The following is a 25,632-nucleotide window of genomic DNA, read 5'->3' on the forward strand; positions in this document are numbered from 1 at the left end:
GAATTGAGAAGGAGTTGTTTTTATTGTCCACTTTCATCCGTGGAACTGCCATACTGATGGTTGCCGTTTTCATGACCAAGCTATTGGGATTCGTCTTTCGTATCCAATTCATGCGGGTGGCCGGCGAAGAGGCAGTAGGGATTTACATGACCGCCTATCCCGCTTTCATTTTCTTTCTTTCACTCGTCCAACTTGGAATTCCAATTGCGGTTGCGAAAGTGATTGCGGAGTTGAAAGTGAAGGGCGAAACAGCTAAACTACCCGCAGTAATGAGGACTGCGACATTCATCACGATTTTCACAGGGGCCATTTTCATCCCGCTGTCCATTTTATTCGTACCGTATTTGGCCGAAACGTTACTGGGCAATGCGGCTTCTTCCACAACTCTGTATGTAGCGATCGCCATCATTCCGATTGCCTCTGTATGCGGATTGATCAGAGGCTATTTTCAAGGAATTGTAAGAATAGAAGAAACTGCATGGTCCCAGATCATCGAACAGCTCTTCCGGATTGTCTTGATAACATGGCTGCTGCCAATTGCACTTGTGCCTGATAACAATCCGATGAACGCTGCATACGCAATGGGCATCACATTACTTGCGGAAGGGCTGTCAGCTGCTTATCTTTGGTTCAAATATCACCAGCACAAACGCCTAGATAAAAAGCCGGCTGCAAAAAAAGAGCGATATCCGATGGAGCCTCTCCTCTCCATAGCATTGCCTTCTTCGGGAAGCAGACTATTCGGCACATTCACGTGGTTCCTTGAGCCGATCATTTTTCTGCGCGCCCTTTCAATGGCAGGGGTCGGTGCAGTGGCCGCAACATCGCTCTACGGCATCATTTCGGGCGTTCTCATTCCTTTGCTGCTCTTCCCTTCATTCATCCCTTACGCGTTGTCTGTCGTTCTCGTGCCGGCTGTGAGCGGGGCTGCCGCTTCAAGCAACAAGAAAAGACTCCAGGAACGGATCCACTTAGCATTGCGACTTTCCGCTTTGACTGGCGCCTTTGCTGCAGCTGTATTTTACATTCACGGACAGGCGCTTGCCGAGAAGCTTTTCCACATTACCGAAGGCGCGACCTATATGTCATTGCTGGCACCGATTTTTTTCTTTTACTATATTCAAAGTCCATTGTATTCCATCTTGCAGGCGACCGGTGATGCAAAGGCAGGAATGATGAATTCGGTATATGGCGGCATTGCAAAATTGGGGGTCATGTTCATATTGGCCTCCCAGCCTGGACTGCAGGAAACAGGCGCCGTACTCGCCATCGGATTCGGGGTGCTCGTCACTTCCTTCCTCCATATCGCGACACTGAGGAAAAACAAAGCCGCTGCAGCCGGGTTTACAATGTTCGCCCTGCCCTACGTATCCTTCATCCTGACAGCAGTTGTTCGGCCAATCTTCATCCCGATCGGGCAGTTCGGATTGTTGATGGAATGTATCATCACAACGATATTCCTTCTTGTCATCTTATTGCTTTTCGGGCAAGTGAAGAAAAATGATGTCCTCATGCTGAAAAGGCTGACGAAGATTCACTGATAGCCTTTCTTCAATTGGAAGTGCAGTTCCCCTTCCTCGAATGAACAATAAAAGACTTGACGAACGTCGTTCACACCTTGCCCTTTCAACTCTTGAACAAGCCAATCTTCGGATTTCCCGACCATCCGGACGTGGCGGCTTTGAATGACGCCATCTGAAATGAGGGCAAGGACCGGCTGGGTATTTTCGTGTGTGAAAACCGACAAATTTCCTGAAGGCTCCAAATATGCATAGGAGACATCTTTGATAGATCCGATTTGCTGCTCGCGAAGCTGCTGAAACAAATCATCCAAGTTGTATCTTTGCTTTCTCATCTCCTCTTCTTGGATTACACCATCTTCTATGATCAGCGTGGGATCTCCATCGACGATATCCCTGAACTTTTTACTCTTTAAGGAAAGATAAGAAGTTAGCAGTTGGATGCAGAGTAGCAGGAGCACTGGCAATATGGAGTGAATTAGCTTGTTATCGGGAGATTCAATTGCTAGAGCTACAACTTCAGCCATGATGACAAAGACAACAACGTCGATAACGCTTAACTCGCCTACTTCCCTTTTTCCCATGATTCTGAGCACAATCAGGACGAACACATATAACAAAATTGTCCTGAATCCGATGACTATGAGATCGTTCATCATGTATCCCTCCTTTCTGGAAAGCATACCTTTTCCTGATCAGGAATATACCCAAATGAAAAAGAGGTGGTTTTACAGTTGAAACACTGTAGAACCACCTCTTTGAACATGAATACGATTATGATGCGCTTGCATCGACAACGCGACCGACAGCTTGTCTATCGAATTGCAATGTTGTGCCGTCTGCGACTTTCAAAAACACAGATGTATCGTCAACAGCATCAATCACGCCGTGTAGACCACCGATTGTAATGACTTTATCGCCACGCTTCAAACTCTCCTGCATAGACTTTGTCTGTTTTTGCCTTTTTTGTGCAGGTCGAATCAATAAGAACCACATGATTGCGAACATTGCAATAATCGGAAGTAACGTACCTAACATATCACCATTCATTTTATTCCCCCCTCTTCTCGGTTCATTATACAAGATTCAAAAGTTTTTTGCATTTGGTTTGTTAAATCCGTATTGTTCAAAAAATTCTTCACGGAAATCGCCGAGCCGGTCGTTGCGAATCGCTTCCCTGATCTGTTCCATCAAACGCAGAAGGAAGTAAAGGTTGTGATAGGATGTCAACCGGATGCCGAACGTTTCATTTGCACGGACCAAATGGCGGATATATGCCCTGCTATAGTTTTTACACGCATAGCAATCGCAATTCGGGTCCAATGGGCCGAAATCCCGCTCATATTTTGCATTTTTCACGACGAGACGGCCTTCGCTCGTCATCAACGTACCGTTCCTGGCAATTCGGGTCGGCAAAACACAGTCAAACATATCCACCCCGCGTATTGCCCCATCGATCAAGGAATCGGGCGAGCCGACACCCATCAAGTAGCGCGGCTTGTTTGCCGGCAATAATGGAGTCGTAAATTCAAGTGCGCGGTTCATGACATCTTTCGGTTCACCGACAGATAATCCTCCGATTGCATATCCAGGGAAGTCGAGCGATATCAGGTCTTTCGCACTCTGTTTGCGAAGCTCTTCGAATTCTCCTCCTTGGACGATTCCGAAAAGCCCTTGATCCTCTGGACGTGCATGCGCTTTTAGGCAGCGCTCCGCCCATCTTGAAGTCCTTTCCACACTCGCTTTCATATATTCGTATGTGGCAGGATAGGGAGGACATTCATCAAATGCCATCATGATGTCCGAACCGAGGTCATTTTGGATTTCCATCGCTTTTTCCGGGCTGAGGAATAGCTTGCTGCCGTTCAAATGATGACGGAAATGGACCCCTTCCTCTTCAATTTTCCGGAATTCACTTAGTGAAAACACTTGGAAACCACCTGAGTCCGTCAAAATCGGACGGTCCCAGTTCATGAATTTATGAAGGCCGCCCGCTTCTTTAATAATATCATGTCCCGGGCGGAGCCATAGGTGATACGTATTGCCGAGGATGATTCCGGCACCCATCTCCTTTAATTCCTCAGGAGACATCGTCTTCACCGTCGCCTGTGTCCCGACAGGCATGAATGCCGGTGTTTCGAATGAACCATGCGGTGTATGGACGATGCCGAGCCGGGCTCCTGTCTGCTTGCATGTTTTTATATGTTCGTATGTGATTGCTGCCATTTAGTACGTTCCTTTCCATTTTGGGATGTCACATCCCTTTACTTTGTTTAAGGCTTGATGAACATTGCATCCCCGAAACTGAAGAAGCGGTACTGCTCCTTTACAGCTTCCTTATAGGCATCCAGTACATGCTCGCGTGTCGCCATCGCTGAAATAAGCATGATCAATGTCGATTTTGGCAAGTGGAAGTTTGTCAGCATACCGTCCAGAATACTGAATCGATATCCTGGATAGATGAAAATCGAAGTCCAACCGCTAGCCGCAACTATTTTGCCGTCATTTTGCGAAGCGATCGTTTCAAGTGTGCGTGCAGAAGTCGTACCGATCGCAATGACGTTGCCGCCTCTTGCCTTTGCTTCGTTGATTGCTGTAGCAGCCTCTTCGGTCACTTGGTAATACTCCGAATGCATCGTATGCTCCTCAATTACATCTACACTGACCGGGCGGAATGTTCCTAAGCCGACATGTAGGGTGATAAATTCGACACCGACACCTTTGTTTTTGATTTCCTGTAGAATTTCTTCAGTGAAATGAAGACCTGCAGTTGGCGCTGCGGCCGAGCCCCGTTCTTTCGCAAAGACGGTCTGATAGCGTGATTGATCGTCGAGCGTCTCTGTAATGTATGGGGGTAGAGGCATCTGTCCGAGGGAGTCGAGTATTTCATAGAAAATACCTTCATAGCGGAATTTGAAGATCCTTCCGCCTTGCTCCAAGATCTCAGTGCATTCCGCTTCCAGCCTGCCATCCCCGAATGTGACGATAGTTCCTACCTTCACCCGCTTCGCAGGCTTAACGAGCGTCTCCCATTCGTTCGGGCCCTTCTCCTTCAACAGGAGCACTTCGATCGATGCGCCTGTATCTTCTTTTGTACCAATCAAGCGGGCAGGCAAGACGCGCGTGTCATTCAGGACAATGACGTCCCCTTCCTGCAGCTCGTCCACAATTTGACGGAACTGACGATGTTTTACGTCGCCCGTCACTTTATCCAAAACCATCAATCTGCTCGCAGTCCGGTCTGCGAGAGGCGTTTGGGCAATGAGGCTTTCCGGTAAATCAAAATCAAAATCATTAACATCCATAATGCGGGTGAACTCCTTTTAGTATCAAGTATTGAACAATTTACGTTAGCGTGTCAGGGACAGCGTAACCGAAGTGGTCATAGGCAAGACGCGTCGCAATTCTGCCTCGAGGTGTCCTTTGGATGAAGCCGATCTGCAGCAAGTAAGGTTCGTAGACGTCCTCGATTGTTATCGATTCTTCGCCGATGCTTGCGGCTATCGTGTCAATTCCGACCGGACCGCCTCGGAACCGCTCAATCATGCTGACGAGCAGTTTATGGTCGATGTGATCAAGGCCATGTGAATCGACTTGCAGCATTTCAAGCGCTTCTTTTGCAATATCCATTGTAATGCTGCCGTCTCCGCGTACTTGGGCATAATCCCGCACCCGGCGCAGGAGGCGATTTGCGATCCGGGGCGTCCCTCTCGACCGCCTTGCGATTTCAACCGCCGCATTTGCGTCAATGCTGACATCAAATAGGCTGGCGCTTCTGATGACGATTTCTTTCAACGGGCCTTCGCCGTAATATTCAAGGCGGAGCGGCACGCCAAAACGGTCACGGAGAGGAGCGGATAAAGAACCCGCCCTCGTTGTCGCCCCGATCAATGTGAAAGGCGGCAGGTCTAGACGTATCGATTTGGCAGAAGGACCTTTTCCGACAACGATGTCGAGACAAAAGTCTTCCATTGCGGGATAGAGCACTTCCTCGATTGATCGGTTCAACCGATGAATTTCATCTATGAACAGGACGTCGCCCGGTTCCAAAGATGAAACGACGGCAGCCAGATCTCCCGGCCTTTCAATTGCCGGACCGCTTGTCATCTTCACATTAACGCCCATCTCATTTGCGATGACGGTCGCCAATGTTGTTTTCCCTAGGCCAGGCGGACCGTATAACAGGACATGGTCCAGGCTTTCACTCCTGCCCTTTGCGGCTTGGATGAAAATGCCGAGATTATCCTTCACAGTCTCCTGTCCAATGTATTGCTGCAGCGTCTGTGGCCGCAAAGATTGTTCAAAACTGTCGTCATAATTGGATTGTTCACTTGAAATGACCCGTTCCATGACCGCCGCTCCTCCTTCCTTTGTGTATTGTTATTTATGTTTCAAAAGCAAACGCAATGCGAGCTTCATATAGCCTTCCGTATCCAAGTCTTCCTTCTGCATGTCCGTTTTCACTTTCGCCAATTCACGCTGCGAATAACCAAGCGCCTGCAATGCGAGGATCGCTTCATCCAATGCGCCATTTTCCGCCATGGAGAGAAGGGTCACATCCGTATCAGGCATTTCGATTTCCGTGAATAAATCTCCAAGCTTCCCTTTCAAATCCAGGATCATTTGACGGGCAGTCTTTTTTCCGACTCCCGGAAACTGTACGAGGAATGCTTCGTCCTCCCTTTCAATTGCGCCAATAACTTGGGAAGGGATGCCGCTTGCCAAAATGGCAAGTGCGCCTTTCGGGCCGATTCCGGAAACGGTGATGAGCTTCTTGAATAGTTCGCGCTGTTCAAGTGATTTGAAGCCGAGCAGCCATTGCACATCTTCACGGACGTGCAAATATGTGAACACTTGCTGGATTTCCTCCGTCTGATGGAAGGCATATGGATTGGGCGTCATGATCTGCCAGCCGATGCCGCCTTGTTCGAGCGTTATGTATTCGGGTGTCACCCGTGTAATGATTCCTTTAATATAATCGTACAAGACATTCTCCCCCTAAAGTATCGAAACTATTATAGCATACGAACGGGTTTTCTACCTATCGATGTGAATGTCACCATATCATTAAAAAAAGCCGCGGACGAGGCGGCTCATTCACTTACGTTATGATATATGTTTTGTACGTCATCATCATCTTCCAAGGCATCGATCATCTTTTCGAATTGCTCGGCATTTTCACCTTGCAATTCAGCATAGATCGTCGGAATCATTTCCACTTCCGCTGAAATGAATTCGATGCCATCAGCTTCCAAAGCTTCTTTTACTTCCATGAAGCTTGACGGTTCTGTAATGATTTCAAAGCCGTCTTCTGTCGACTCGATATCCTCAGCACCCGCTTCCAATGCCGCAAGCATGATCGCTTCTTCGTCGGATTCTACCGTACGCTCGACAAACAGGCGTCCTTTACGGTTGAATAGATAGGCGACTGAGCCGCTTTCACCCAAGCTCCCGCCGTTTTTATTGAAAGCTACACGGATATTCGGCGCTGTCCTGTTTCGATTCTCTGTCAGACATTGTACAAGAACCGCTACTCCTCCAGGTCCATATCCTTCATAGACGACTTCTTCATAGTTCTCATCCGCACCTGTGCCGGTCGCTTTATCGATTGCTCTCTTTATGACATCATTCGGGACATTGAAGCTTTTCGATTTCTCGATTGCTAAACGGAGTGCGGGATTCGTTTCCGGATCTCCACCACCTGATTTCGCAGCTACATATAGTTCCCTTGACATCTTTTGAAAGATTTTACCTCGTTTTGCGTCTTGCGCACCTTTACGGTTCTGGATATTTTTCCACTTTGAATGGCCAGCCATTATGCATCCTCCTACTTCATGTTCCGTTCTATATCATACCATAGCTTCGGCCATGAAGAGAGTGCATATTCCGTAAAGGGGATGAGCTTCTTCGCAAGACTTTCCCGCTTATCTGCGGGAACGCTCAACAAGTGCAGCCATTCCCTCAGTAGTTCATTCGGATAAAGCAGCATGGACATCGAACCAGCATCCAGACCGCTTAAAGACGACTGTTCCGCCAGAAGGAAATCCAGATTGTAGCACACATTCGGCAAAACACGGTGCATCCAAAGCGCCAACTCTGTTCCGGCGGGCCCTGAACATGCTAAATCGAAATCGATGAAGCGGATCAGCCCGTTGTCATCACGGAGGATGTTGTGATGGACGACATCCCCATGCAGGAGCGTGTACCCTGAAAGTTGACGATGATTCTTCTTTACTACGGGAAGGGCTTCCTCCCCGTACATGATAATTTCGTCAATCGCTTGTATCCGTATGAATTTCCCGAATGAATCGCGATGATCGATGAACCGATCCAATCTATCCCGCCATTTATCCAGAAGCTGATATCTGTGCAGATAAGGGGAGGCGTCCCAATCGATCTGCTCCTTCGTATTGTGCAGCGCTTGAAGTGCTGTTAATGAATCGGTCCGATCAATCCTGCGCCTGAAGTTTACGGGTTTTGTCCCTTCAATCCATGGCTGCATGATGAATAGCGGATCTTCGGTGGGAATGACCGGCATAATATGTGGAAATCGGATTGCTTGCAGCTGCCGATGTACATATTCGACTTTCACAGCTGTCGATCGGGACGAATACCTTTTCAGAGAATAGGCCGCTTCCCCTTCCACCATCTTCCAAACATTCTTTTTTACTTTCCGGATTTCCTTTTCCAGCGCCATACGCCGGTCAGCAACCGCACCCGTAATTGTCCATAGGGTTGATTGGCATTTGCATCGGATTCATCTGCATGGGGTTCATCTGCATGGGGTTCATAGGCGGTTGCATCATCGGCATCGGATTCATCTGCACCGGATACATTTGTGCCGGCTGCATTTGCATCGGGCTTACTTGCATCGGCATCATGTAATTCGGCTGCATCTCGCTTGGAGACATACCGTAGAACCCTTGCGAATGGCAGCTGCAACCACAATGATGCATTGGTTGATGCATTGGCGGACATGGATAACCGAATGCAAATGGCTGCTGTGGCGGTTGCATCATCCCATATGGATTCTGAAATTCAGGTGATACCATTTGAGGTACATATCCTTGTTCAGGCGGGCAATAAACCTCTTGTTCCGGAGATTCTTCCGTCATCATCGGTGACTCCATCATTTCTTCCGGCATCATCGGCGACTCCATCAATTCCCAACCAGTAATCGGATATGTCGGAGGAGCTCCAGCACCTCTTCCAGGATAAATCGGCGATTCATCGAACTCCTCAAGCTCTTCGGTCATCTCAATTGAAGGCGGCTTCACTCCGAGCCGTGCAGGCGGCATCGGCAATTCCTGAGACGGCATCACCTGTTGCGGCATAACGGGCGCCGCAGGAATTTGTTGTGTAAAGCTCGGGAAAGCCATTGGAGCACAATCCGCATCATAAATCGGCATCCATCCACAAGGCACAGGCATGCACGGTTGGAAAAATTGCGGCATCTGCATTGGCGGCATCGGGACAGGAGGCGGCATAGGCGGTAAAGATGGTACAGGCGGTAAAGGTTGCATCATCGGCGATTCAGCTGGTGGTGTCATCGCAGCAGGCGGCTTCTGAACAGGTGCGGTTGGCATAGGTTGCTTCGGCACGGACGGCGGCATAGGCATTTCAAATTCCGTTTTTTCCTTCGGCAATGGAATCTTTTCCTCCGGCTTGCTCGGTTTCTCATGCGGTTGCGTTGGAGCTTGATGATGTTGTTTCACTTTTTCGTGCATCTTTTCTTTGCCTTTCTCAGTCGGCATATGCCCTGCCTTCTTCTTCGGCAGGAAAATCTTCATGCCCGGAACGATATAATCCGGATTTGCCAGATGGGCATTCACCCTTTTCAATTCATCAAAAGAGATACCGTACTGTCGTGCAATTTTCCACAACGTATCCCCTTTTACAACAATATGGACATCCACTAACAAAATCCCCCTTCCATCAATCCATCGTATGAACGAACGCCCGTCTTTGTGACGCAAATTTGACAGAGGCGCCCTGTCTCTTAGTATGTATATTGTAGAAGCGGCTTGTTTATTCATTCGAAAAACCAATGTACGGCCTGCTGTTTACATGCAAAAACCTTCACACTGAAATTAGTGTGAAGGTTTTTGTTCATAACTGAAATACGTACCGAAAGACCGTACAGTGACGTTGAGCGCGGCTAACTCTTCAAGCGCGCCTTTCATCATCGGATGTTCTTCGCTTTCCATTACATCAATGATGAAAAAATAATTTCCAAGCCCAGTTTTCATCGGTCTGGATTCAATTTTGCTTAAATTCAGCTTCCGCCATGCAAAAACCGATAGTATTTGATGGAGCACACCTGAACGGTCGTCCTCCGGCAACTTGACCATGAAAGTCGTTTTCGGCATTTCCGAATGGCCGTACTGCTCCAACTGACCTTTCCGCAATGACAAGACGACGAACCTGGTGTGGTTGAAATGAAAATCATGGATATTTTCTTCTGCGATATGTAAGCCGTATTTTTCAGCAGCCAAGCTATTTCCGATTGCAGCAATGCAATGATCCGGAGTTTCGGAAATATACTTTGCTGCAGCCGCAGTCGATGTTGTCTGGATCAGCGGTGTACGGCGGTAATGGTACTGCAGATATTTATGGCATTGTGCAAGCGCGTGCGGATGGGAGCGGACTGATTCAAGCTGTTCCAGTGCATCCTTCCATTTTTCATTGACCATTAGATGCTGTTCAATAGGTATTGAAATTTCCGCGTTGATGAACAGGTCACTTCCGTGGAATAAATAATCGATCGTCATCGGCACTGAACCTTCCAATGCATTTTCAAGCGGCACAATTGCATACGCGACATGTCCTTCTGTAACAGCTTCAATACAATCAGGTATTGTCGGTTGCGGAACGAGACCATCAGTACCAAAAAGGTGAGTTGCCGCTACATGTGTAAATGATGCTTCCGGTCCTAAATATGCGATCGTAGGCTTGTATTCTTTTTCGCTCATCCCAGTCCCTCCATCTTCTTGCTCTCTGTTGGCACTACTTAAAGAGCTCCCGAGCTAATCAAATGGACGGAATCGATGAAATTCGGGGCTTTCAATCTTTGCATGAATTCCTCCATTTTGATCTCCATCTCGGTAACATCGAGTGATAATGTAATATTTGCGCGGCCTTGCACTGGAATCGTCTGGTGGATCGTCAGCACATTGCATTTCGCTTCCGAAACAATCCGAAGAATCGTTGCAAGCGAGCCCTTCCGATCCTCCAATTGAATGAAAATCGTCAAAACACGTTCCCGGGCGATCGACTCGAACGGGAAGACGGTGTCCTTATATTTGTAGTATGCACTGCGGGACAATCCGACCCGCTTTGTCGCTTCCTGGATTGTCCTTTCCTCTCCGCTTGCCAGAAGTCTTTTCGCCTCGAGCATCTTCAACATCGATTCAGTCAGCACATCTTCCCTTACAAGATAAAACTGCCCTTCCCCCAATGGCTTCATTGAATGCCTCCTTGCAACAATTCATTAACCGACAGCTTCTGTCAACTATTCAAGGAATTCGAATTCAAAGTCGAGGATCCTCACCGTGTCCCCGTCCTTCGCCCCACGTTCACGGAGTGCATCATCAATTCCCATTCCACGCATTTGACGCGCAAATTTACGGACGGACTGATCGAAATTGAAGTCTGTCATCTTAAATAGACGTTCCAGCGTATAACCCGATAGGACAAATGCTCCGTCATCATCACGGGTAATCTTGAAGTCTTCAGCTTCGGCTTCATGCTTATACAATACAGAACGATTTTCATCTTGATCCTCGATTTCATGCATCGGGAACTCAGGCGTCGTTTCGAGCAAGTCTGCAACAGCAAACAGCAGCTGATCCAAGCCTTCTCTTGTAATTGCAGAAATCGGGAAAACAAGCGCTTCTTCATCATTGAGCTTATCTTTGAACAGCTTAAGGTTCTCTTCCGCTTCCGGCATGTCCATTTTATTGGCAACGATGATTTGAGGACGCTCCATTAAACGGAGATTGTACCTCTCAAGCTCCTCGTTGATTGTAATGAAATCATCGTATGGATCTCGTCCTTCCATCCCGGACATATCTACGACGTGGATGATGACCCTTGTCCGTTCGATATGGCGCAGGAATTGATGTCCGAGTCCGACGCCTTCATGCGCCCCTTCGATAAGTCCCGGCAGATCGGCGAGAACGAACGTCGTGCCGGCCTCCAGCTCGACCATGCCAAGATTCGGTACAAGCGTCGTGAAATGGTAATCGGCGATTTTCGGCTTTGCGGCTGAGACGACAGATAGCAATGTCGATTTTCCGACGCTCGGGAAACCTACTAGACCTGCATCAGCGAGCACTTTCAATTCAAGTGTGATTTCACGCTCGACACCTGGCTCACCTTTTTCCGAAAGCTCAGGCGCTGGGTTTTGAGGGGTTGCAAAACGCGAATTTCCGCGACCTCCCCGTCCGCCTTTAGCAATGACCGCCGTCTGTCCGTGCTCAACAAGGTCAGCGATGATCGTATCCGTTTCGGCATCTTTCACAATTGTACCCGGCGGAACTTTGACGACCATGTCCTGGCCGCCTTTGCCGTGCTGGTTTTTACTGCCGCCGTGCTCTCCGCGCGGGGCTTTGAAATGGCGTTGGTAACGGAAATCCATTAGGGTCCGCAAGCCTTCGTCAACGATGAAAACGACATCGCCGCCTTTTCCGCCATCCCCTCCGGCAGGGCCACCGTATGCAATATACTTCTCGCGGCGGAATGCAACCATCCCATCACCGCCGTTGCCGCCTTTTACATATACTTTAACGTGATCGACAAACATGTTTTTTCCTCCTATTGTCCACTTATTGTGAACGTCCATTCCTTGTCCTGCAGAACTCCACTCGCTTCAAACCCGCCATCCGTCTGTGGCAATACGATCGTTCCGGCGAGGGCTCCTTCAACTGTCATTTGAATCATCCATTGCTTTTCAGTAGCATGTACCGCTATACGAATGAAATATTCATCCATCGGGTCAATCCCTGACTCAACAATGACGATCAACTGTTCCAAATAATCGGCGACCGCCTCGTCGTTTGCGCTTCGATCCCCGGCAATGATTTCGCTGTGCAACTTCTTTGAAAACGCAGTATGTCTCCATTCGAATGTGTTAAGCCACATTTCCGTCTTTGGCAGGCGGAGTTTTTCCAGCATGGAGAGATGACGCATTCGCTCCGTCGCTTCTAACAGCGTCCTTCGAGCATCGGGCATTTTCCCGAGATCCATATATAATAACATTAATTGCAGTTCATTTAAAAAATCATGGCGTGCAAACTTCAGCGCTTTCCCAACCGTCAGGTCTTCCGATCCCATTTTCTCACCGCCAACTGTTCATATACTACAGTATAGCATCCCTTTCACAAAATTCGCCAAAAATAAAAAGGACTGCACGGTAAAATGCAGTCCTTTCAATGTTAGTAATAACATTAAGCTTCTTGAGCTACAGGGTACACGCTCACTTTTTTCTTGTCGCGGCCAAAGCGTTCGAAACGAACTACGCCGTCAACTTTCGCGAAAAGTGTATCGTCCCCGCCGCGGCCGACGTTTTCACCTGGGTGAATTTTTGTTCCGCGTTGGCGATAAAGGATAGAGCCGCCTGATACGAATTGTCCATCAGCGCGCTTTGCGCCAAGACGTTTCGAATGAGAGTCACGACCGTTCTTTGTAGAACCTACCCCTTTTTTCGATGCGAAAAACTGGAGATCCAAACGTAACATTAGTGCCACCTCCTATCGGTTGAAAATAAGTTTTATATGTTGCCCATAATCTTGTTCAATCGTCTGTAATGAAACAATCATCGCCTTCACGATCAATTGGATTTCATCATCTTTCTCCGTTTCCGGAAAAACCACTTTCAAATAACCTCCGTCCGATCCTTGCTGGATATGAGGGGTTATGCCAGTGAGTGCAATGACGGCATTGACAGCTCCGAATGAAACCGCGGATGCGCCCGCACAGACGAGGTCTTTTCCATGTTCTGCGAAATCGGCATGGCCTTTCATCTCAAAAGAGCTGATGCGGCCGGATTGTTCATCAATAATGATTTTGATCATGCCGGCTTACAGATTGATGCCTTCGATGACAACTTTTGTGTATGGCTGACGATGACCTTGCTTTTTGTGGTAGTTCTTTTTCGGCTTGTATTTGAAAACCGTGATTTTCTTGCCGCGGCCATGCTTAACGATTTTACCAGTAACCGTTGCACCTTCCACGAATGGAGCGCCGACTTTCACGTCTTCTCCACCAACGAATAGAACTTTGTCGAATGTTACAGTTTCCTCAGCTTCGCCGACTACTTTCTCGATGTAGACTTCTTGGCCTTGTTCGACTTTGATTTGTTTTCCACCAGTTTCAATGATTGCGTACATACTTGCACCTCCTCAATAGACTCAGACTCGCCTTCATAGGTGATCCTAACGGACACTTGTACCTTATCAGTGCGGTTGTAGCACGGGTGCGCTACAAACAATAACATTAAAATATTACCACGCGCAGGTCATGACGTCAACTGTTTTCTTTTTAATTGCTCATAGGCTTGTTCGTATTTCCGGAACTTGAAAGCAGAAATGTTTTGGATCAATAAAAAGAGTGCTAATGCAACAAAAAGTACGGTTTCAGGAAGTCCCAAGAGAAGCAGAAGGATGACAGCCACTAAAACGGTTATGGAATAAATGAGAAATGCGGATCTCATCTTATATTTCTTCTCTTCCTTTTCAAGCAGGACGCTGACGGCCTGTCCACCGTCAAGCGGCAGAATAGGCAATAGGTTCAGCGCCAGGATCACTAGTTGGATGCGCATGAACTGTTCATCTCCGGGAAAGTCAAAAAGCATCGATAGCAGGAGAAGAATTGCTGTCGCAGCAGGCCCGCCGATAGCAACTGACACTCTTTGCCTTTTCCCGTAAGCATAACGGTCAGGTATTCGCAGTTCTCCTCCATAAGGCATGATCGTGCATGACCTGACTTTCATGCCCGATAATTTCGCAGCGAAAATATGGCCTGCCTCATGGAAGAGCAGAGAGATGAAGACGAGAGCGTAAAACGCCAATCCACCCGTTACCATCAGCACGAGGAAAAATGGTACCAAAATGGGATGAAGGCGAAACTTCATTTCGTCTCTTCCGAGAAATAAGTAGCCAAAACCGCCGCTTCCAACACGACTCCTTCCCGCTTCACTTTTAAGTAGATCGCTTCTTCATTCATGAGGGCAAGCGTGTCCCCCTTTTTCACAGTCGAATAGGGAAGCTTCGAAATTGATCCAACAAATCCGTACGTCACTTCGTCCCCGTCATCGTACAATACGGTGATCGTCTTTCCTGACTGCCGGGTAAAGCCGGTGAAAACGATGAGCCCGTCCCCTTGGGCTATAATCGGCATCGGATGTGCATACGAAGCGATCACGCCATCTTTATAGGGCTGCATCGATTCGTAGGCAGCGAAAGGCATCTCCTCTATCGTATCGGCAGAAACTGTGATCGTCTCTTCATCTGGATCACCGATTATTGAAGCGACCCACTTTTTCATCATGATGAAATCTTTGCCTGTCGTTATATATTGAGTAACAGGCTTGTTGATGACTCCCGCCTCTTCCAATTTGGCAAAGCTGAATACACCAATTGTAAGAATGATTGCAATGAACCATTTTGTTTTCCATTTCACCCCGCCACACCACCTTTTTCCTCAGTATATGACGGGTGTACTCTGAATATTATGGGCAAATGTCCAAGTATCCTCTTTATTATCTGTACAGTACAATTGTCAAAAATAAATTTTCCAAATCAAATGTCGGGGTGATGTGAACTCCACGTTCCTATCATTTAGTTTTTACTTTTAAAAGTTGATTTGCGCTTCAGGCGGACGCTTTCCAATCGAACAGCGTAGGGTTCGATTTGCCGTATTTCTGCGCACTTTACAGAAATTAAGGCAGCCTGCTCCCTTGGGGTCGCAGATAACATTGCTTGTAACGCTGCGCTTTCGCTAGAGTCGCCACCTTCTGCTCATTCATAACTTATTTTCATCACTTTTAAATAAGAAAAAGATAAAAAAAAGAACCCTTGAGAAAAAGGGTTCTGGTTATTTTGCGAATAGTGTTTTCAGTTTTCCGAAGAAGCCTGGCTTGCCTTCGTCCAGTGACATGAGCGGCACGGATTCGCCTAATATACGGCGGGCGATGTTCCGGTAGCCGATTGCTGCCGGGTTCGAAGGATCCATGACGACTGGCTCTCCTTTATTTGAAGAGGAGATGACTTTTTCATCGTCCAGGACGATGCCGAGCAGATCGATGGATAAATGGGTCGTGATTTCATTGACGTCCAAAGCGTCGCCGCTATTGACGAGACGGCTTTTGATTCGGTTGATGATCAGTTTAGGAGGCTCGATATCCTCCTGCTCCAACAGTCCGATAATACGGTCCGCGTCCCGAACCGCTGAAATTTCCGGCGTCGTGACGACGATGGCACGATCCGCTCCTGCAACGGCATTCTTATACCCTTGCTCGATGCCTGCAGGGCAATCGATCAAGATATAATCATACTCCCGTTTCAATTCAGTGATCAGTTCTTTCATTTGTTCCGGTTCGACTGCGTTTTTGTCTGTCGTCTGCGCAGCCGGCAACAAGAAAAGTCCATCTTCGAAACGCTTGTCTTTGACGAGCGCTTGATGGATTTTGCATCGTCCCGCTATCACATCGACGAGATCGTAGATGATACGGTTTTCAAGACCGAGGATGACGTCCAGATTACGAAGCCCGATATCCGTATCAACAAGACATACCTTTTTACCTTGTAGAGCCAATGCTGTCCCAAGATTTGCAGATGTCGTCGTTTTACCGACTCCACCTTTTCCTGACGTTATTACGATTGCTTCTCCCACACTAGCTCCCTCCTTTGAATGTTGACAGATTTGGCCGCAGAATCCGTAGCTCCTGTAAACGGTCGATGGCAATGAAACCGTTTGGATGTATGTATGCGCATTCCATCTCCGGCTGCTCTGACAAAATCGTCAGTTCATCAGTCATCGTTTCCAACTTATCCGCTATCATCAAATGCGTCGCTTCTAGCCAAGAAGCCGCTATGACCGCCTCTTCATTGCCAGTTGCACCTGCATGTGCAATTCCTTTTAACCTGCCTAATATATAAATGCTGCCGGCAGCAACTACACGACCGTTCGGATTAACATCACCGACAACGACGAGATCGCCGTCAGCCTTGACAACTTGTCCGGAGCGGACGATGCCGATATAGGTCTCCGATTGTTTCTCAAGTACTTTCCGATTGCATTCTTCGATTGTAATGACCTCGCTCTGAATCTTTGAAACCCGTAAATGTGGTGATTCATGCACGACATTCATGATTTCCTTCAGCTCCTCTTCATTACAAAAGCGGTTCCCTGTATGGACTTTCACTTCAGCAAGCCCATCCAGACTGTTTTCGCTGACTTTATTGCGGAGTTCTGCAATCATGTCCGAATAAGCGCATTTGTCGTCAAGTCGGAGGACAAGCCCGTCTTTTGTCCCTTTTATTGTTACATAGTGCTGTTTCGTCATTTGCGTCCCTCACAGTTTCCTTAATTATATTCCGGCTTTTTGCAGCCCCACTTCGTCGATCAGCCGTTTGAACAGATAGCCGAACATTCCCACAAAGATCGAATTGGCGCCCATCGTCGGCATAAGCCTAAGTACGATGAACTCTTCAAAACCAATTGAAGTCAATGCAATCAGGCTCGCGAAAAAGTATGACAGCAATTCAAGCAGCGCAACCATCGCCATCGATAAAAGCATGACAGTGATGATATGGCGATGGATTTGCCTGATGATCAAGGCGGCAAAGTAGCAGATCACCGGATATAAAAAGGTATATACTCCAATAATATCAATGTGATACATATCATACAAGAGTCCAAGTACGATTCCGTATTGGATTGCACGCCTGCGGCCATAGTAGGCTGTGATGAATATAAGATAAACGATAACAAAGCGGGGAACGAGCGTGTAGGATACATCTGCGATTGATATGGGTGAAAAAAGACTGAATACCGGTTCGAGAAAGAATAATATGACAGCAATAAGAGGGATAATGAACCTGATCACGATCCATCCTCCCCCTCTTCTTCCTCGCCGGCGACTATGCCGTCCGTTCCGCTAGTAATCCGGGAAGACCTTTTCACAACCATCACATGATCCAACATGGAGAATTCCGCAGCGGGACGGATATACGCCAATTTCGTCAATCCGAAATCATCCGTAGATACCTCAGTCACTTCCCCGATCAGCAAACCTTTCGGAAAAATGCCGCCTAATCCGGATGATTCGACCTTCTGTCCTTCTTTGACTTCAAAATTTGAATCGATCCTCTTCATTATTAATTCGCCACGCGCCGAATCATATCCTTCAATCAACCCGAAAATAGACTTATCACCCGGAATGACCGCAGCCACCCGGAAGTCGCGGTTTTCAGTCGACAGCAATTCGACAGTCGATTTGAAGGGAGTGACGAGCACCACTTTTCCGATCAGTCCTGAAGCAGTGATGACAGCCATATTAAGCTCCACGCCTTCCACGCTGCCTCGATCGATGATGATTTTCTCTTCCCATTGATCGGGATTCCTCGAAATGACTGTCGCCTGGATAGGCTCGTAATCACGCAGGCTATCTTTCTTGTCTACGATTTCACGGAGCTCTTTATTGTCCGCTTTCACATCTGCCAACTCCGCTTGATTTGCGGCATATTCTTTTAATCGTGCTTTCAAATGCTTGTTTTCTTCATATGTATTCAAAATACCATCGATTTTATCCAATGTGCCTGTAATATAATGTGCCGGTTTCGAGAAGATCGATTGGCCGAAACCGACAACATCTTTTACAATTTGCTCAGGAAGGGTGGCGTTCTGCCTGTCTTTTAAGGAGAATGAAATCAATGCCACTAGGACGATGACGCCTACAAGCAATAAAATCAACCGTTTATTCGAAAAAAATCGCGGCATTGCCAAAATCCTCCCTCATTACCTAACTTGCATCTTTTTGATCACTTCGAAATTATCGAGCGCTTTACCCGTACCGATTGCCACGCAATCTAGTGGATCTTCTGCAATGAAGACAGGCATATTCGTTTCATCCGAGATGACCTTGTCCAAGTTTTCAAGCAATGCTCCCCCGCCAGTCAAGACGATTCCACGTTCCATGACGTCTGCGGACAGTTCCGGAGGAGTCGCTTCCAATGTTTTTCTAACGCCTTCAATAATTTGTGTAATGGATTCACGAAGCGCCTCAACGATTTCATCAGATGAAATTTCCAATGTTTTCGGTAGACCGGTCAAGAGATCTCGGCCTCTGATATCCATCTTTTCAGGTTTAGCAGAAACTCTTGCCGAACCAATTTCAATTTTAATAGCTTCCGCTGTACGTTCACCGATTGTCATATTATACGTTTTACGGATATAACCGATGATTGCACCGTCCATCGAGTCTCCGCCGACACGGATCGATTCGCTTGTTACGATGCCGCCAAGGGAAATGACTGCAACTTCAGTCGTACCGCCACCTATATCGACGACCATGCTGCCCGTAGGTTCCCAAACTGGTAAATTAGCACCGATAGCTGCAGCAAATGGCTCTTCTATCGTAAACGCATCTTTAGCGCCAGCTTGCCTTGCTGCATCAATGACCGCCCGCTGTTCAACAGAAGTGATGCCGAAAGGAACACAAACCATGACGTTCGGCTTCTTCCAAGCGCTTCCTGCAGCTTTTGTCGCCTCTTTCAAATAATGTTCGATCATCGCTGTCGTAATTTCAAAATCTGCAATGACGCCGTCTTTCATCGGCCGCGTCGCAACGATGGAACCAGGTGTACGCCCAATCATATTTTTAGCCGAAGATCCGACTGCTACGATTTCATTCGTTACTGTATTTTTCGCAACGACGGATGGCTCCCTAAGAACAATCCCTTTTCCTTTAATGAAAACTAATGTATTTGCTGTGCCGAGGTCAATCCCGACATCTCTTGATCCAAATCCAAACAAGTCTGTTCTTCCTTTCTATTCGACCGCATAATTATGGTCTTCTTGAAATCATACACCACATTATAACGGATTGGAGAACAAATTCACAGTGTCAATAGCAATAGACTGGATTTTGATGCTATCGCCTTCCTTCTCCACGCAACTTCAAGAAGCGCCTTAACCCCTTCATACTGTGGGGTCAGGCGCCTCTTGCCACTACTGATTTTACACAGAACCATTTCCAATTTAGGAGTTTATTGCTAACTCATATATCCTTTTTCCTTAAGACTAATGAATCGATGATCACCGATTATTAGATGGTCGAGCAGCTCGATTCCGATAATCGAACCTGCTTCGACAAGTCTTTTCGTCACCTCAATGTCCTCCGGCGAAGGAGAGGGATTTCCGGAAGGATGGTTATGCGCGCAAATTATAGAGGCGGCAGAGCGTTTAACCGCTTCACGGAAAATCTCCCTTGGATGAACGATGGAAGAATTCAAGCTGCCGATGAAGATTGTCTGCTTGTGCAGCACTTCGTTTTTTACGTTCAGGAACAGGACGACAAAATGTTCCTGCATGAGGGAAGACATATCCGTCATCAAATAAGCTGCTGCATCTTCCGGCGATTTAATGACATAGCGGCCATCCGAATGCTTGCGGGCGATTCTCTTGCCGATTTCGACAGCGGCAAGTATTTGGACGGCCTTCGCTTGTCCTACGCCTTTAACAGACATCATTTCTTCTACGTTCGCATCCTTCAGGTCCTGGATTTTATCGAATGATTTCAAAATTCTATTGGCAAGCATCAGAACCGACTCCTCCTTCGTGCCTGTCCGCAACAGGATGGCAATAAGCTCCTGGTTGGACAGACTGCCTGCCCCTTGATGGATAAGCCTTTCACGGGGTCTATCCGCGATATGTACATCCCGGATCATCATCTGATTCTTCACATCGGTTGTCAATGGATCATTCAGCCTCCTTCAACTGAACGATGCCTTCTTCACGCAATATCTCCACCAGCTTCGATAAAGGCAATCCGACGACATTGAGATAATCCCCCTCAATTTTTTCGACAAGGAGCGCCCCCGCGGTTTGAATGCCATATCCGCCCGCCTTATCCATAGGATCGCCGGAGTTCACATATGACTTGATAAGAGGATCGTCCAGTTCTTTGAACGTCACTTTCGTCTCGGCTGAAAACACTTTCGATAATCCGTTTCCGAGAATGCTGATACCGGTGAAAACTGAATGGGTCTTTCCTGAAAACGTTCTTAGGAAGCTCTCTGCCTGCTCTTTCGTTGATGGTTTCGGATAAACCTCTCCGCCAAAAACGACAATTGTATCCGCCGCTATAATTACTGCATCCAATTGCCTTTCCGCCACCGCAGTTGCTTTTTTGACTGCAAGCTTCTGCACATAATCCGCGAAGTCTTGATCCACCAACTCCATCACTTCTTCGACATCGCTTGGCATTGTATCGAACTGGATGCCAAGGCTTCCGAGTAGCTCCTGCCTTCTCGGGGAGCCGGATGCCAGGATAATCGGGCTTTTTGCAATGAATTCCATATAAGCAACCTCCTTTTTCTTAATCATACTTGAGAAGGAGCGTAATGGAAATTTTCATAACTCGGCAATAACGCGGATTTGCCCCGTTTTCCCGGGTTAAAAATTGATTTTCACACAACCGTTCTTATGTGTATAATGACCAAGCAACTGAAGACGCACAATCCGCAAATCCGAAGTGAACGTAGTAACGGCAACTACAATCTTGCGGAACTCGGCAAGCTTTTCATCCTCGGCTTCCCCTTCCCCGACAGTTGTCAAAACTTTTATTTTCGATAATTCCGTTTCCGATAGAGCGTTTCTTAATTTTCCAGCACCGACAGTGGAACACGACGATGTATCGGCAAAAAACGGCTTCCTGAACGTCATTTCATCTGCACTTACATCAATTTCATCTTCCTGGATGCCGACAGCGCTCCACACATAGAACTGCCCCCCGATATCTAAAACCGCAGCCTTCGCAAGACTTGCATCCAGTGCCACAAATTCCTGGGCAGATTGTAATGTAGAAAACACGCCATGCTGTTTAGCAAACAGCTGAAGCGGCGCTTCCTCAGGCGAAATTGCAGGACCGGATGTAGGAGTTGTTTCTCCGGATTTTGGCGTATCGGTCGCCACAGTTTCCTCTTCACCCGCCTTTTCCTTCCCTTGTCCATTCGTGCCGACGATAATGAAACCTACGATTGCTACGGCTGCAATGCCAATGATGACGCCGTGCAGCATCGCCATTGCGACTGTCACTTTCGAATACTTCTTCTTGAAGTTCATTCCAGACCACCCCGTTTTTAGTAACCGTATCAAATCGGACATGAAAAAGAACAAGACGTATGTCGTCTTGTCCCAATAAATTTATCGACTTAAATGAATAATTGCTGATACCATTCGACAAAGGCCATTCCGTAAAAATACGAAATGACGGCTGCCGCTGCAATGGAAGGTCCGAATGGAACAGGCGTCTTCCTGCCTTTTCCGGTTTTCTTCAGTACATATATACCGACGATTGAACCGATCACTGAAGCGAGGAACAACGTCAGTAGTGTGTTCACCGTTCCGAGCACCAACCCGATGACGAAGAACAATTTTATATCTCCTCCGCCCATTCCACCTTTCGACACGACGGCAATGAGATACAGTACGGCAAAGCCTACTGCAGCCCCTAGAAGGCTATCCCACCACGGCGTTGTAGGAATTGGCCACCGAAGGATCAAGAGCGCGATGGCGAACGGCAAAAGCACTTTATCGGGAATCAGCATATACGCGTAGTCGGAAACTGTAATGATGACTAGCAATGAAACGAACAGCAACGCAATGATCAATTCATATGTAAAACCGATATGGTAATACGAAAATGCAAATAAAACACCCGTTATGAATTCCATAAAAGGATACATCGGGCTTATTTTCTGCCCACATCCCCTGCATTTTCCCCGCAGAGCAACATAGGAGAGTACCGGAATCAAATCAAGCAGACGCAGCCTCCGATCGCATTTTGTGCAATGGGATGGCGGCGAGACAATCGATTCCTTTTTCGCCACACGGAGGCCTACGACGTTGAAGAAGGAGCCGAAAATAATTCCATACACGAAGAATAAAAGTATCCAAACAATGTTCATTCACGATCACCTAGTCCAGGAATTTTGTTGATCGGCGTCGGATCCTGTTTACCGGCCGGCAACGGCGCATCCACTTTCGGCGCTTCATCTTCAAGATTCCCTAAATCCGGCCGGAAAAACGCATGGAAAGTGACAATTAATTCCATCGGAGCGTCCTCTTGTTCCACCGCACTCACTTCTTCGGGGGCAGCGAACTCCACACGGTCCATGATGAAAACACGCTCCATCGATTCGATTTCTTCAATGAACCGGTCGATTTGCTTGTATGCATCTGCCGCCATATGCACTTCCGCAATGACAGCCTGTACATTTTGAACTTGTTCGGGCGCATTTTCAATGATTGGTTCTTCCAAGGAAAAGTTCACTTCATGGACGAAGGCATCCGATTTCACTTCCGCCTTCTGAATTTGCAAGAGGATCAGATCCTCTAGCGGCTTAACTGGAAGCTTCTCCTGCAATGGCCGCGAGTTGGATGTCCCTGTATTACTTTGCTGCGCCTCCTGACGCTGCAATGCAAACAGGATATCCCGTTCATTCGCCAACGTCTGTGCCGCGCGTTCATTTGATTCTTTCGCCGGGGCGAAGACTCGAAAGTACGAATAAGCGGCAAGCGCAAGCAGAAATACAATCGCCAATACAAGGAGCCCCATCTCCTTCTGACGTTTGGAAATATTACTCATCGGAGTCGACCCCCTGCTCATCAGTGTTGCCACTTTCAGGCACTTCTTCTGTTCCTTCAACCTCGACAACACCGCTTCGTTCATCCACGTATTCAATACGATACGTCGCTACGAAACGCGGAATTGACTCCAAATCACTATCTTCTTCAAGACTTTCAGCCACCAACGACTCTACTGTCGCTGACGACACGACTGTAGACGATTTCATCCTCGTCAAATAGTAGGCGGCGTCCGATTTGTCATCAAACTGGACAACGACCGTCGATTCATGAGGGGCTGTAAATTCGAACGAAACAAAAAACCCCCGCTCCGGCAACAAAGCGATCAGCTCACGCAATATAGGCAATGTATCGAACTGATTCGCTTCCGCCCATTCAACGGTTGCCGCGAGTAATTCCCGGTCGCCTGCATGTGAGGAGGGCTGGAGGTTTTCCCGTATCGTCTCCTGGCTTGCATGCAAGGAAGCGATCTGCATTTCCGCTCGAGCCGTCTCTTTTGATAAGGAAAGGGATAAGACAAAAAGAGTCGCCCAAAAAAGAAGAGCTGCACCTAAAACAGCGAGTGCAGCAATAAGGAGCGTCGAACGCTCCCTCTCCTTTTCAGGCAATAGATTAATATCAACGAGCATGACTACACCTCTTTCAATGCCAACCCGATCGTACGGTTGAAGGTTGCGGGCAATTGTTGTCCATCTTGAAGTTCCAAAGGTCTTTTCAGCAAACGGTCCGCTTCGATTGAAAATCTCTCCCTTATAGCCAACAATAATTTTTCCATATCATCGTATTCGCCATTGACGAGCAGATGTGTAATGGAAGCACTTCCGTTATGTAAATTATACCGATAGAAGTTTATCAGCTTTTCAAGCTCCAACACAATGGTCGTAGGCGTGATGGATTGGGGATCTACTTGAGATTCCGCAACTATCGACAGATCGGCGGATTGCGATAGATCGACAGGACGCATGAAAAGCGGGTAATGCTTATGAAAAATCGATACGGTGAGCACACCATCATGCATATCGGCGATCAACACATGCTCATCACCCGAAAATTGATACATCTTATAAGCAAGGCGATAAAGGGCTAGCGGTCCGATATCCGCAATAACGGGATTGAGTTTGACAGCTTTTAAGACATCTTCGTATTGATCCAAAATACTTTCTTTCGAGGCAATTAAAATCGCTTCTTTCGTCCCTTCATTCAAACTGCAAGGGACAACATCAAAAACAGGATCATCAAACGGCAAATAAATCGTCGAACCGATTTCAATGAAGAAATGCCCTTTCAATTCATCCGGCTCAATGTCTTCCGGATAAGGCACCTTCCGAATCATCACATATGTATCTGGAGCAAGAAACTGGACATCGCGCTTCGTGATGCCCCATTCCTTCAAGTATCCTTCCAAAATGACCACCAGCGCTTCCGCATCGACAATCTTCCCCTCGACGACCGTGTTCGGAGGAAGCTTCACTTCCTCCGCGCAGTCAATAACGATCGGATCCTGCGACTTCAACCGGACAAAACGGACGGCATCATCTTCAATTGTAAGAGTTGCCGGCTGTTTGCGGCGGTTGAATAATTGCATTTTGTCAACTCCTATTTCTTGAAAGTAGTCTCTGCGAGAACTAAGGCAAATGGAAAGATATATCGGTCATCCAAATAAATGAGCAATATTAATTCGCGTCTGATGATACTGCTATTTATTTCGGTATTTTTTTAGTTGTATTGTCATCGCTACCTTTTTGATTATCATTATTAATTTGTTCTAGTGTAGCATTAAAACTGACTGTTTTATTATCTGTGTAATTAATTTTTGCTGTACCTGTAGAGAATACTTTTGGGCTAGCATTTGAGATAGTATCACCATCATTTAACTTCCCTTTGTTTTCAAGATATTTCCCATCTACCAGCTGCTTTACAGTAACAGTCGAAGTAGATGTAGCAGATGAATCATCTATAAAGTAAAGATTAGCTGCATTTATAGCATTCAAGGCATCTGCTTTAACAGCATTATACTTAGAATTTTGAATAACTCCACCAATTGCAGGCACCGCTATCGCCGCAATAATCCCCAAAATGACAATAACCGCCAAGAGCTCGACTAGCGTTAACCCTTTTTCGTTTTTCAAACGTTTCTGTAAAAGTTTTTTCATCATTATTCCTCCCTATTCTACCTTATTTTCAATTTCCAATTAAGAATACCAAACTACTAGTGAAAATGAAACTATCAAACTATATTTAT

General features: G+C 47.0%; 32 protein-coding genes and 1 other annotated feature. Of the genes, 1 reads left to right on the top strand and 31 read right to left on the bottom strand.

From position 1 onward, the window contains the following. Positions 1-23: 23 nt before the first annotated feature. The gene (locus tag M3193_RS04815) at positions 24-1,541 is read left to right on the top strand and encodes a putative polysaccharide biosynthesis protein (protein WP_251624708.1); all 1,518 of its coding nucleotides are present in this window, start codon (positions 24-26) and stop codon (positions 1,539-1,541) included. Here the strand turns inward: M3193_RS04815 and M3193_RS04820 are convergent. From M3193_RS04820 to M3193_RS04970, 31 genes are all read right to left on the bottom strand, one after another. After that, positions 1,535-2,176, bottom strand: a complete 642-nt coding sequence (locus M3193_RS04820; protein ID WP_251624710.1) for a DUF421 domain-containing protein — start codon at positions 2,174-2,176, stop codon at positions 1,535-1,537. The two genes, M3193_RS04815 and M3193_RS04820, sit on opposite strands and share 7 nt — an antisense overlap. A gap of 118 nt (positions 2,177-2,294) precedes the next feature. Further along, positions 2,295-2,570 carry a preprotein translocase subunit YajC gene (gene yajC, locus M3193_RS04825; protein ID WP_251624712.1) on the bottom strand — a complete coding sequence of 92 codons (276 nt, stop codon included), beginning with the start codon at positions 2,568-2,570 and terminating at the stop codon, positions 2,295-2,297. Positions 2,571-2,606: 36 nt separating this feature from the next. Next, entirely contained in the window at positions 2,607-3,746 is a 1,140-nt protein-coding gene (tgt, locus tag M3193_RS04830) for a tRNA guanosine(34) transglycosylase Tgt (protein WP_251624715.1), read from the bottom strand. A gap of 47 nt (positions 3,747-3,793) precedes the next feature. Then, the gene (queA, locus tag M3193_RS04835) at positions 3,794-4,825 is read right to left on the bottom strand and encodes a tRNA preQ1(34) S-adenosylmethionine ribosyltransferase-isomerase QueA (protein WP_251624717.1); all 1,032 of its coding nucleotides are present in this window, start codon (positions 4,823-4,825) and stop codon (positions 3,794-3,796) included. Positions 4,826-4,865: 40 nt separating this feature from the next. Next, the gene (gene ruvB, locus M3193_RS04840) at positions 4,866-5,870 is read right to left on the bottom strand and encodes a Holliday junction branch migration DNA helicase RuvB (RefSeq protein ID WP_251624719.1); all 1,005 of its coding nucleotides are present in this window, start codon (positions 5,868-5,870) and stop codon (positions 4,866-4,868) included. Positions 5,871-5,900: 30 nt separating this feature from the next. Then, positions 5,901-6,506 (bottom strand): Holliday junction branch migration protein RuvA, encoded by a 606-nt coding sequence (gene ruvA / locus M3193_RS04845; protein ID WP_251624721.1) that lies wholly within the window; start codon positions 6,504-6,506, stop codon positions 5,901-5,903. Positions 6,507-6,613: 107 nt separating this feature from the next. Continuing rightward, positions 6,614-7,336, bottom strand: coding sequence for a YebC/PmpR family DNA-binding transcriptional regulator (locus tag M3193_RS04850; protein ID WP_251624723.1), 723 nt, complete (start codon positions 7,334-7,336; stop codon positions 6,614-6,616). Between the two features lie 11 nt (positions 7,337-7,347). Beyond that, a complete protein-coding gene (locus tag M3193_RS04855) occupies positions 7,348-8,217 on the bottom strand; it encodes an aminoglycoside phosphotransferase family protein (RefSeq protein WP_251624724.1) in 870 nt (289 codons plus the stop codon). 7 nt (positions 8,218-8,224) lie between these two features. Further along, on the bottom strand, positions 8,225-9,436 hold the full coding sequence (locus M3193_RS04860; protein ID WP_251624726.1) for a LysM peptidoglycan-binding domain-containing protein: 1,212 nt from the start codon (positions 9,434-9,436) through the stop codon (positions 8,225-8,227). Between the two features lie 174 nt (positions 9,437-9,610). Further along, positions 9,611-10,492 (bottom strand): prephenate dehydratase, encoded by an 882-nt coding sequence (pheA, locus tag M3193_RS04865; protein WP_251624728.1) that lies wholly within the window; start codon positions 10,490-10,492, stop codon positions 9,611-9,613. Positions 10,493-10,530: 38 nt separating this feature from the next. After that, positions 10,531-10,986 (bottom strand): ACT domain-containing protein, encoded by a 456-nt coding sequence (locus M3193_RS04870; protein WP_251624730.1) that lies wholly within the window; start codon positions 10,984-10,986, stop codon positions 10,531-10,533. A gap of 45 nt (positions 10,987-11,031) precedes the next feature. Further along, positions 11,032-12,324 (bottom strand): GTPase ObgE, encoded by a 1,293-nt coding sequence (obgE, locus tag M3193_RS04875; RefSeq protein ID WP_251624732.1) that lies wholly within the window; start codon positions 12,322-12,324, stop codon positions 11,032-11,034. Positions 12,325-12,335: 11 nt separating this feature from the next. Next, positions 12,336-12,854, bottom strand: a complete 519-nt coding sequence (locus M3193_RS04880) for a Spo0B domain-containing protein (RefSeq protein ID WP_251624733.1) — start codon at positions 12,852-12,854, stop codon at positions 12,336-12,338. A gap of 113 nt (positions 12,855-12,967) precedes the next feature. After that, positions 12,968-13,258 (bottom strand): 50S ribosomal protein L27, encoded by a 291-nt coding sequence (gene rpmA / locus M3193_RS04885; protein WP_251624735.1) that lies wholly within the window; start codon positions 13,256-13,258, stop codon positions 12,968-12,970. A 12-nt stretch (positions 13,259-13,270) separates the two neighbouring features. Further along, the gene (locus M3193_RS04890) at positions 13,271-13,594 is read right to left on the bottom strand and encodes a ribosomal-processing cysteine protease Prp (protein ID WP_251624737.1); all 324 of its coding nucleotides are present in this window, start codon (positions 13,592-13,594) and stop codon (positions 13,271-13,273) included. Positions 13,595-13,600: 6 nt separating this feature from the next. After that, positions 13,601-13,909, bottom strand: coding sequence for a 50S ribosomal protein L21 (gene rplU, locus M3193_RS04895; protein WP_184210394.1), 309 nt, complete (start codon positions 13,907-13,909; stop codon positions 13,601-13,603). 13 nt (positions 13,910-13,922) lie between these two features. After that, positions 13,923-13,996: a sequence feature (ribosomal protein L21 leader region), on the bottom strand. 41 nt (positions 13,997-14,037) lie between these two features. Further along, the gene (locus M3193_RS04900) at positions 14,038-14,652 is read right to left on the bottom strand and encodes a metalloprotease (protein ID WP_251624739.1); all 615 of its coding nucleotides are present in this window, start codon (positions 14,650-14,652) and stop codon (positions 14,038-14,040) included. Beyond that, positions 14,649-15,200: a peptidoglycan DD-metalloendopeptidase family protein gene (locus tag M3193_RS04905; protein ID WP_251624741.1), complete on the bottom strand. Its 552-nt coding sequence runs from the start codon at positions 15,198-15,200 to the stop codon at positions 14,649-14,651. Before M3193_RS04905 ends, M3193_RS04900 begins: the two co-directional genes overlap by 4 nt. A 414-nt stretch (positions 15,201-15,614) precedes the next feature. Further along, entirely contained in the window at positions 15,615-16,412 is a 798-nt protein-coding gene (gene minD, locus M3193_RS04910) for a septum site-determining protein MinD (RefSeq protein WP_251624743.1), read from the bottom strand. Position 16,413: 1 nt separating this feature from the next. Beyond that, entirely contained in the window at positions 16,414-17,085 is a 672-nt protein-coding gene (gene minC, locus M3193_RS04915; protein WP_251624745.1) for a septum site-determining protein MinC, read from the bottom strand. 24 nt (positions 17,086-17,109) lie between these two features. Next, positions 17,110-17,628, bottom strand: a complete 519-nt coding sequence (gene mreD / locus M3193_RS04920) for a rod shape-determining protein MreD (RefSeq protein WP_251624747.1) — start codon at positions 17,626-17,628, stop codon at positions 17,110-17,112. Beyond that, the gene (mreC, locus tag M3193_RS04925; RefSeq protein ID WP_251624749.1) at positions 17,625-18,521 is read right to left on the bottom strand and encodes a rod shape-determining protein MreC; all 897 of its coding nucleotides are present in this window, start codon (positions 18,519-18,521) and stop codon (positions 17,625-17,627) included. The genes mreD and mreC overlap by 4 nt, the downstream gene beginning before the upstream one ends. A gap of 18 nt (positions 18,522-18,539) precedes the next feature. Then, the gene (locus M3193_RS04930; protein WP_251624751.1) at positions 18,540-19,556 is read right to left on the bottom strand and encodes a rod shape-determining protein; all 1,017 of its coding nucleotides are present in this window, start codon (positions 19,554-19,556) and stop codon (positions 18,540-18,542) included. Between the two features lie 239 nt (positions 19,557-19,795). Beyond that, on the bottom strand, positions 19,796-20,473 hold the full coding sequence (gene radC, locus M3193_RS04935; protein WP_251627215.1) for a RadC family protein: 678 nt from the start codon (positions 20,471-20,473) through the stop codon (positions 19,796-19,798). Between the two features lie 28 nt (positions 20,474-20,501). Further along, on the bottom strand, positions 20,502-21,101 hold the full coding sequence (locus M3193_RS04940; RefSeq protein WP_251624753.1) for a Maf family protein: 600 nt from the start codon (positions 21,099-21,101) through the stop codon (positions 20,502-20,504). A 96-nt stretch (positions 21,102-21,197) separates the two neighbouring features. Continuing rightward, a complete protein-coding gene (locus M3193_RS04945) occupies positions 21,198-21,866 on the bottom strand; it encodes a hypothetical protein (RefSeq protein ID WP_251624755.1) in 669 nt (222 codons plus the stop codon). A gap of 89 nt (positions 21,867-21,955) precedes the next feature. Continuing rightward, positions 21,956-22,711, bottom strand: a complete 756-nt coding sequence (locus tag M3193_RS04950; RefSeq protein WP_251624757.1) for a prepilin peptidase — start codon at positions 22,709-22,711, stop codon at positions 21,956-21,958. Further along, a complete protein-coding gene (locus M3193_RS04955) occupies positions 22,708-23,391 on the bottom strand; it encodes a pilus assembly protein PilO (protein WP_251624758.1) in 684 nt (227 codons plus the stop codon). Before M3193_RS04955 ends, M3193_RS04950 begins: the two co-directional genes overlap by 4 nt. Then, positions 23,384-24,019: a fimbrial assembly protein gene (locus M3193_RS04960; protein ID WP_251624760.1), complete on the bottom strand. Its 636-nt coding sequence runs from the start codon at positions 24,017-24,019 to the stop codon at positions 23,384-23,386. Before M3193_RS04960 ends, M3193_RS04955 begins: the two co-directional genes overlap by 8 nt. Positions 24,020-24,021: 2 nt before the next feature. Continuing rightward, a complete protein-coding gene (gene pilM, locus M3193_RS04965) occupies positions 24,022-24,975 on the bottom strand; it encodes a type IV pilus biogenesis protein PilM (protein WP_251624762.1) in 954 nt (317 codons plus the stop codon). A 115-nt stretch (positions 24,976-25,090) separates the two neighbouring features. Beyond that, complete coding sequence (locus M3193_RS04970) at positions 25,091-25,543, bottom strand: type II secretion system protein (RefSeq protein ID WP_251624764.1); 453 nt, start codon at positions 25,541-25,543, stop codon at positions 25,091-25,093. Positions 25,544-25,632 lie beyond the last annotated feature (89 nt).

This window comes from Sporosarcina luteola (assembly GCF_023715585.1).
Taxonomy (GTDB): domain Bacteria; phylum Bacillota; class Bacilli; order Bacillales_A; family Planococcaceae; genus Sporosarcina; species Sporosarcina luteola_D.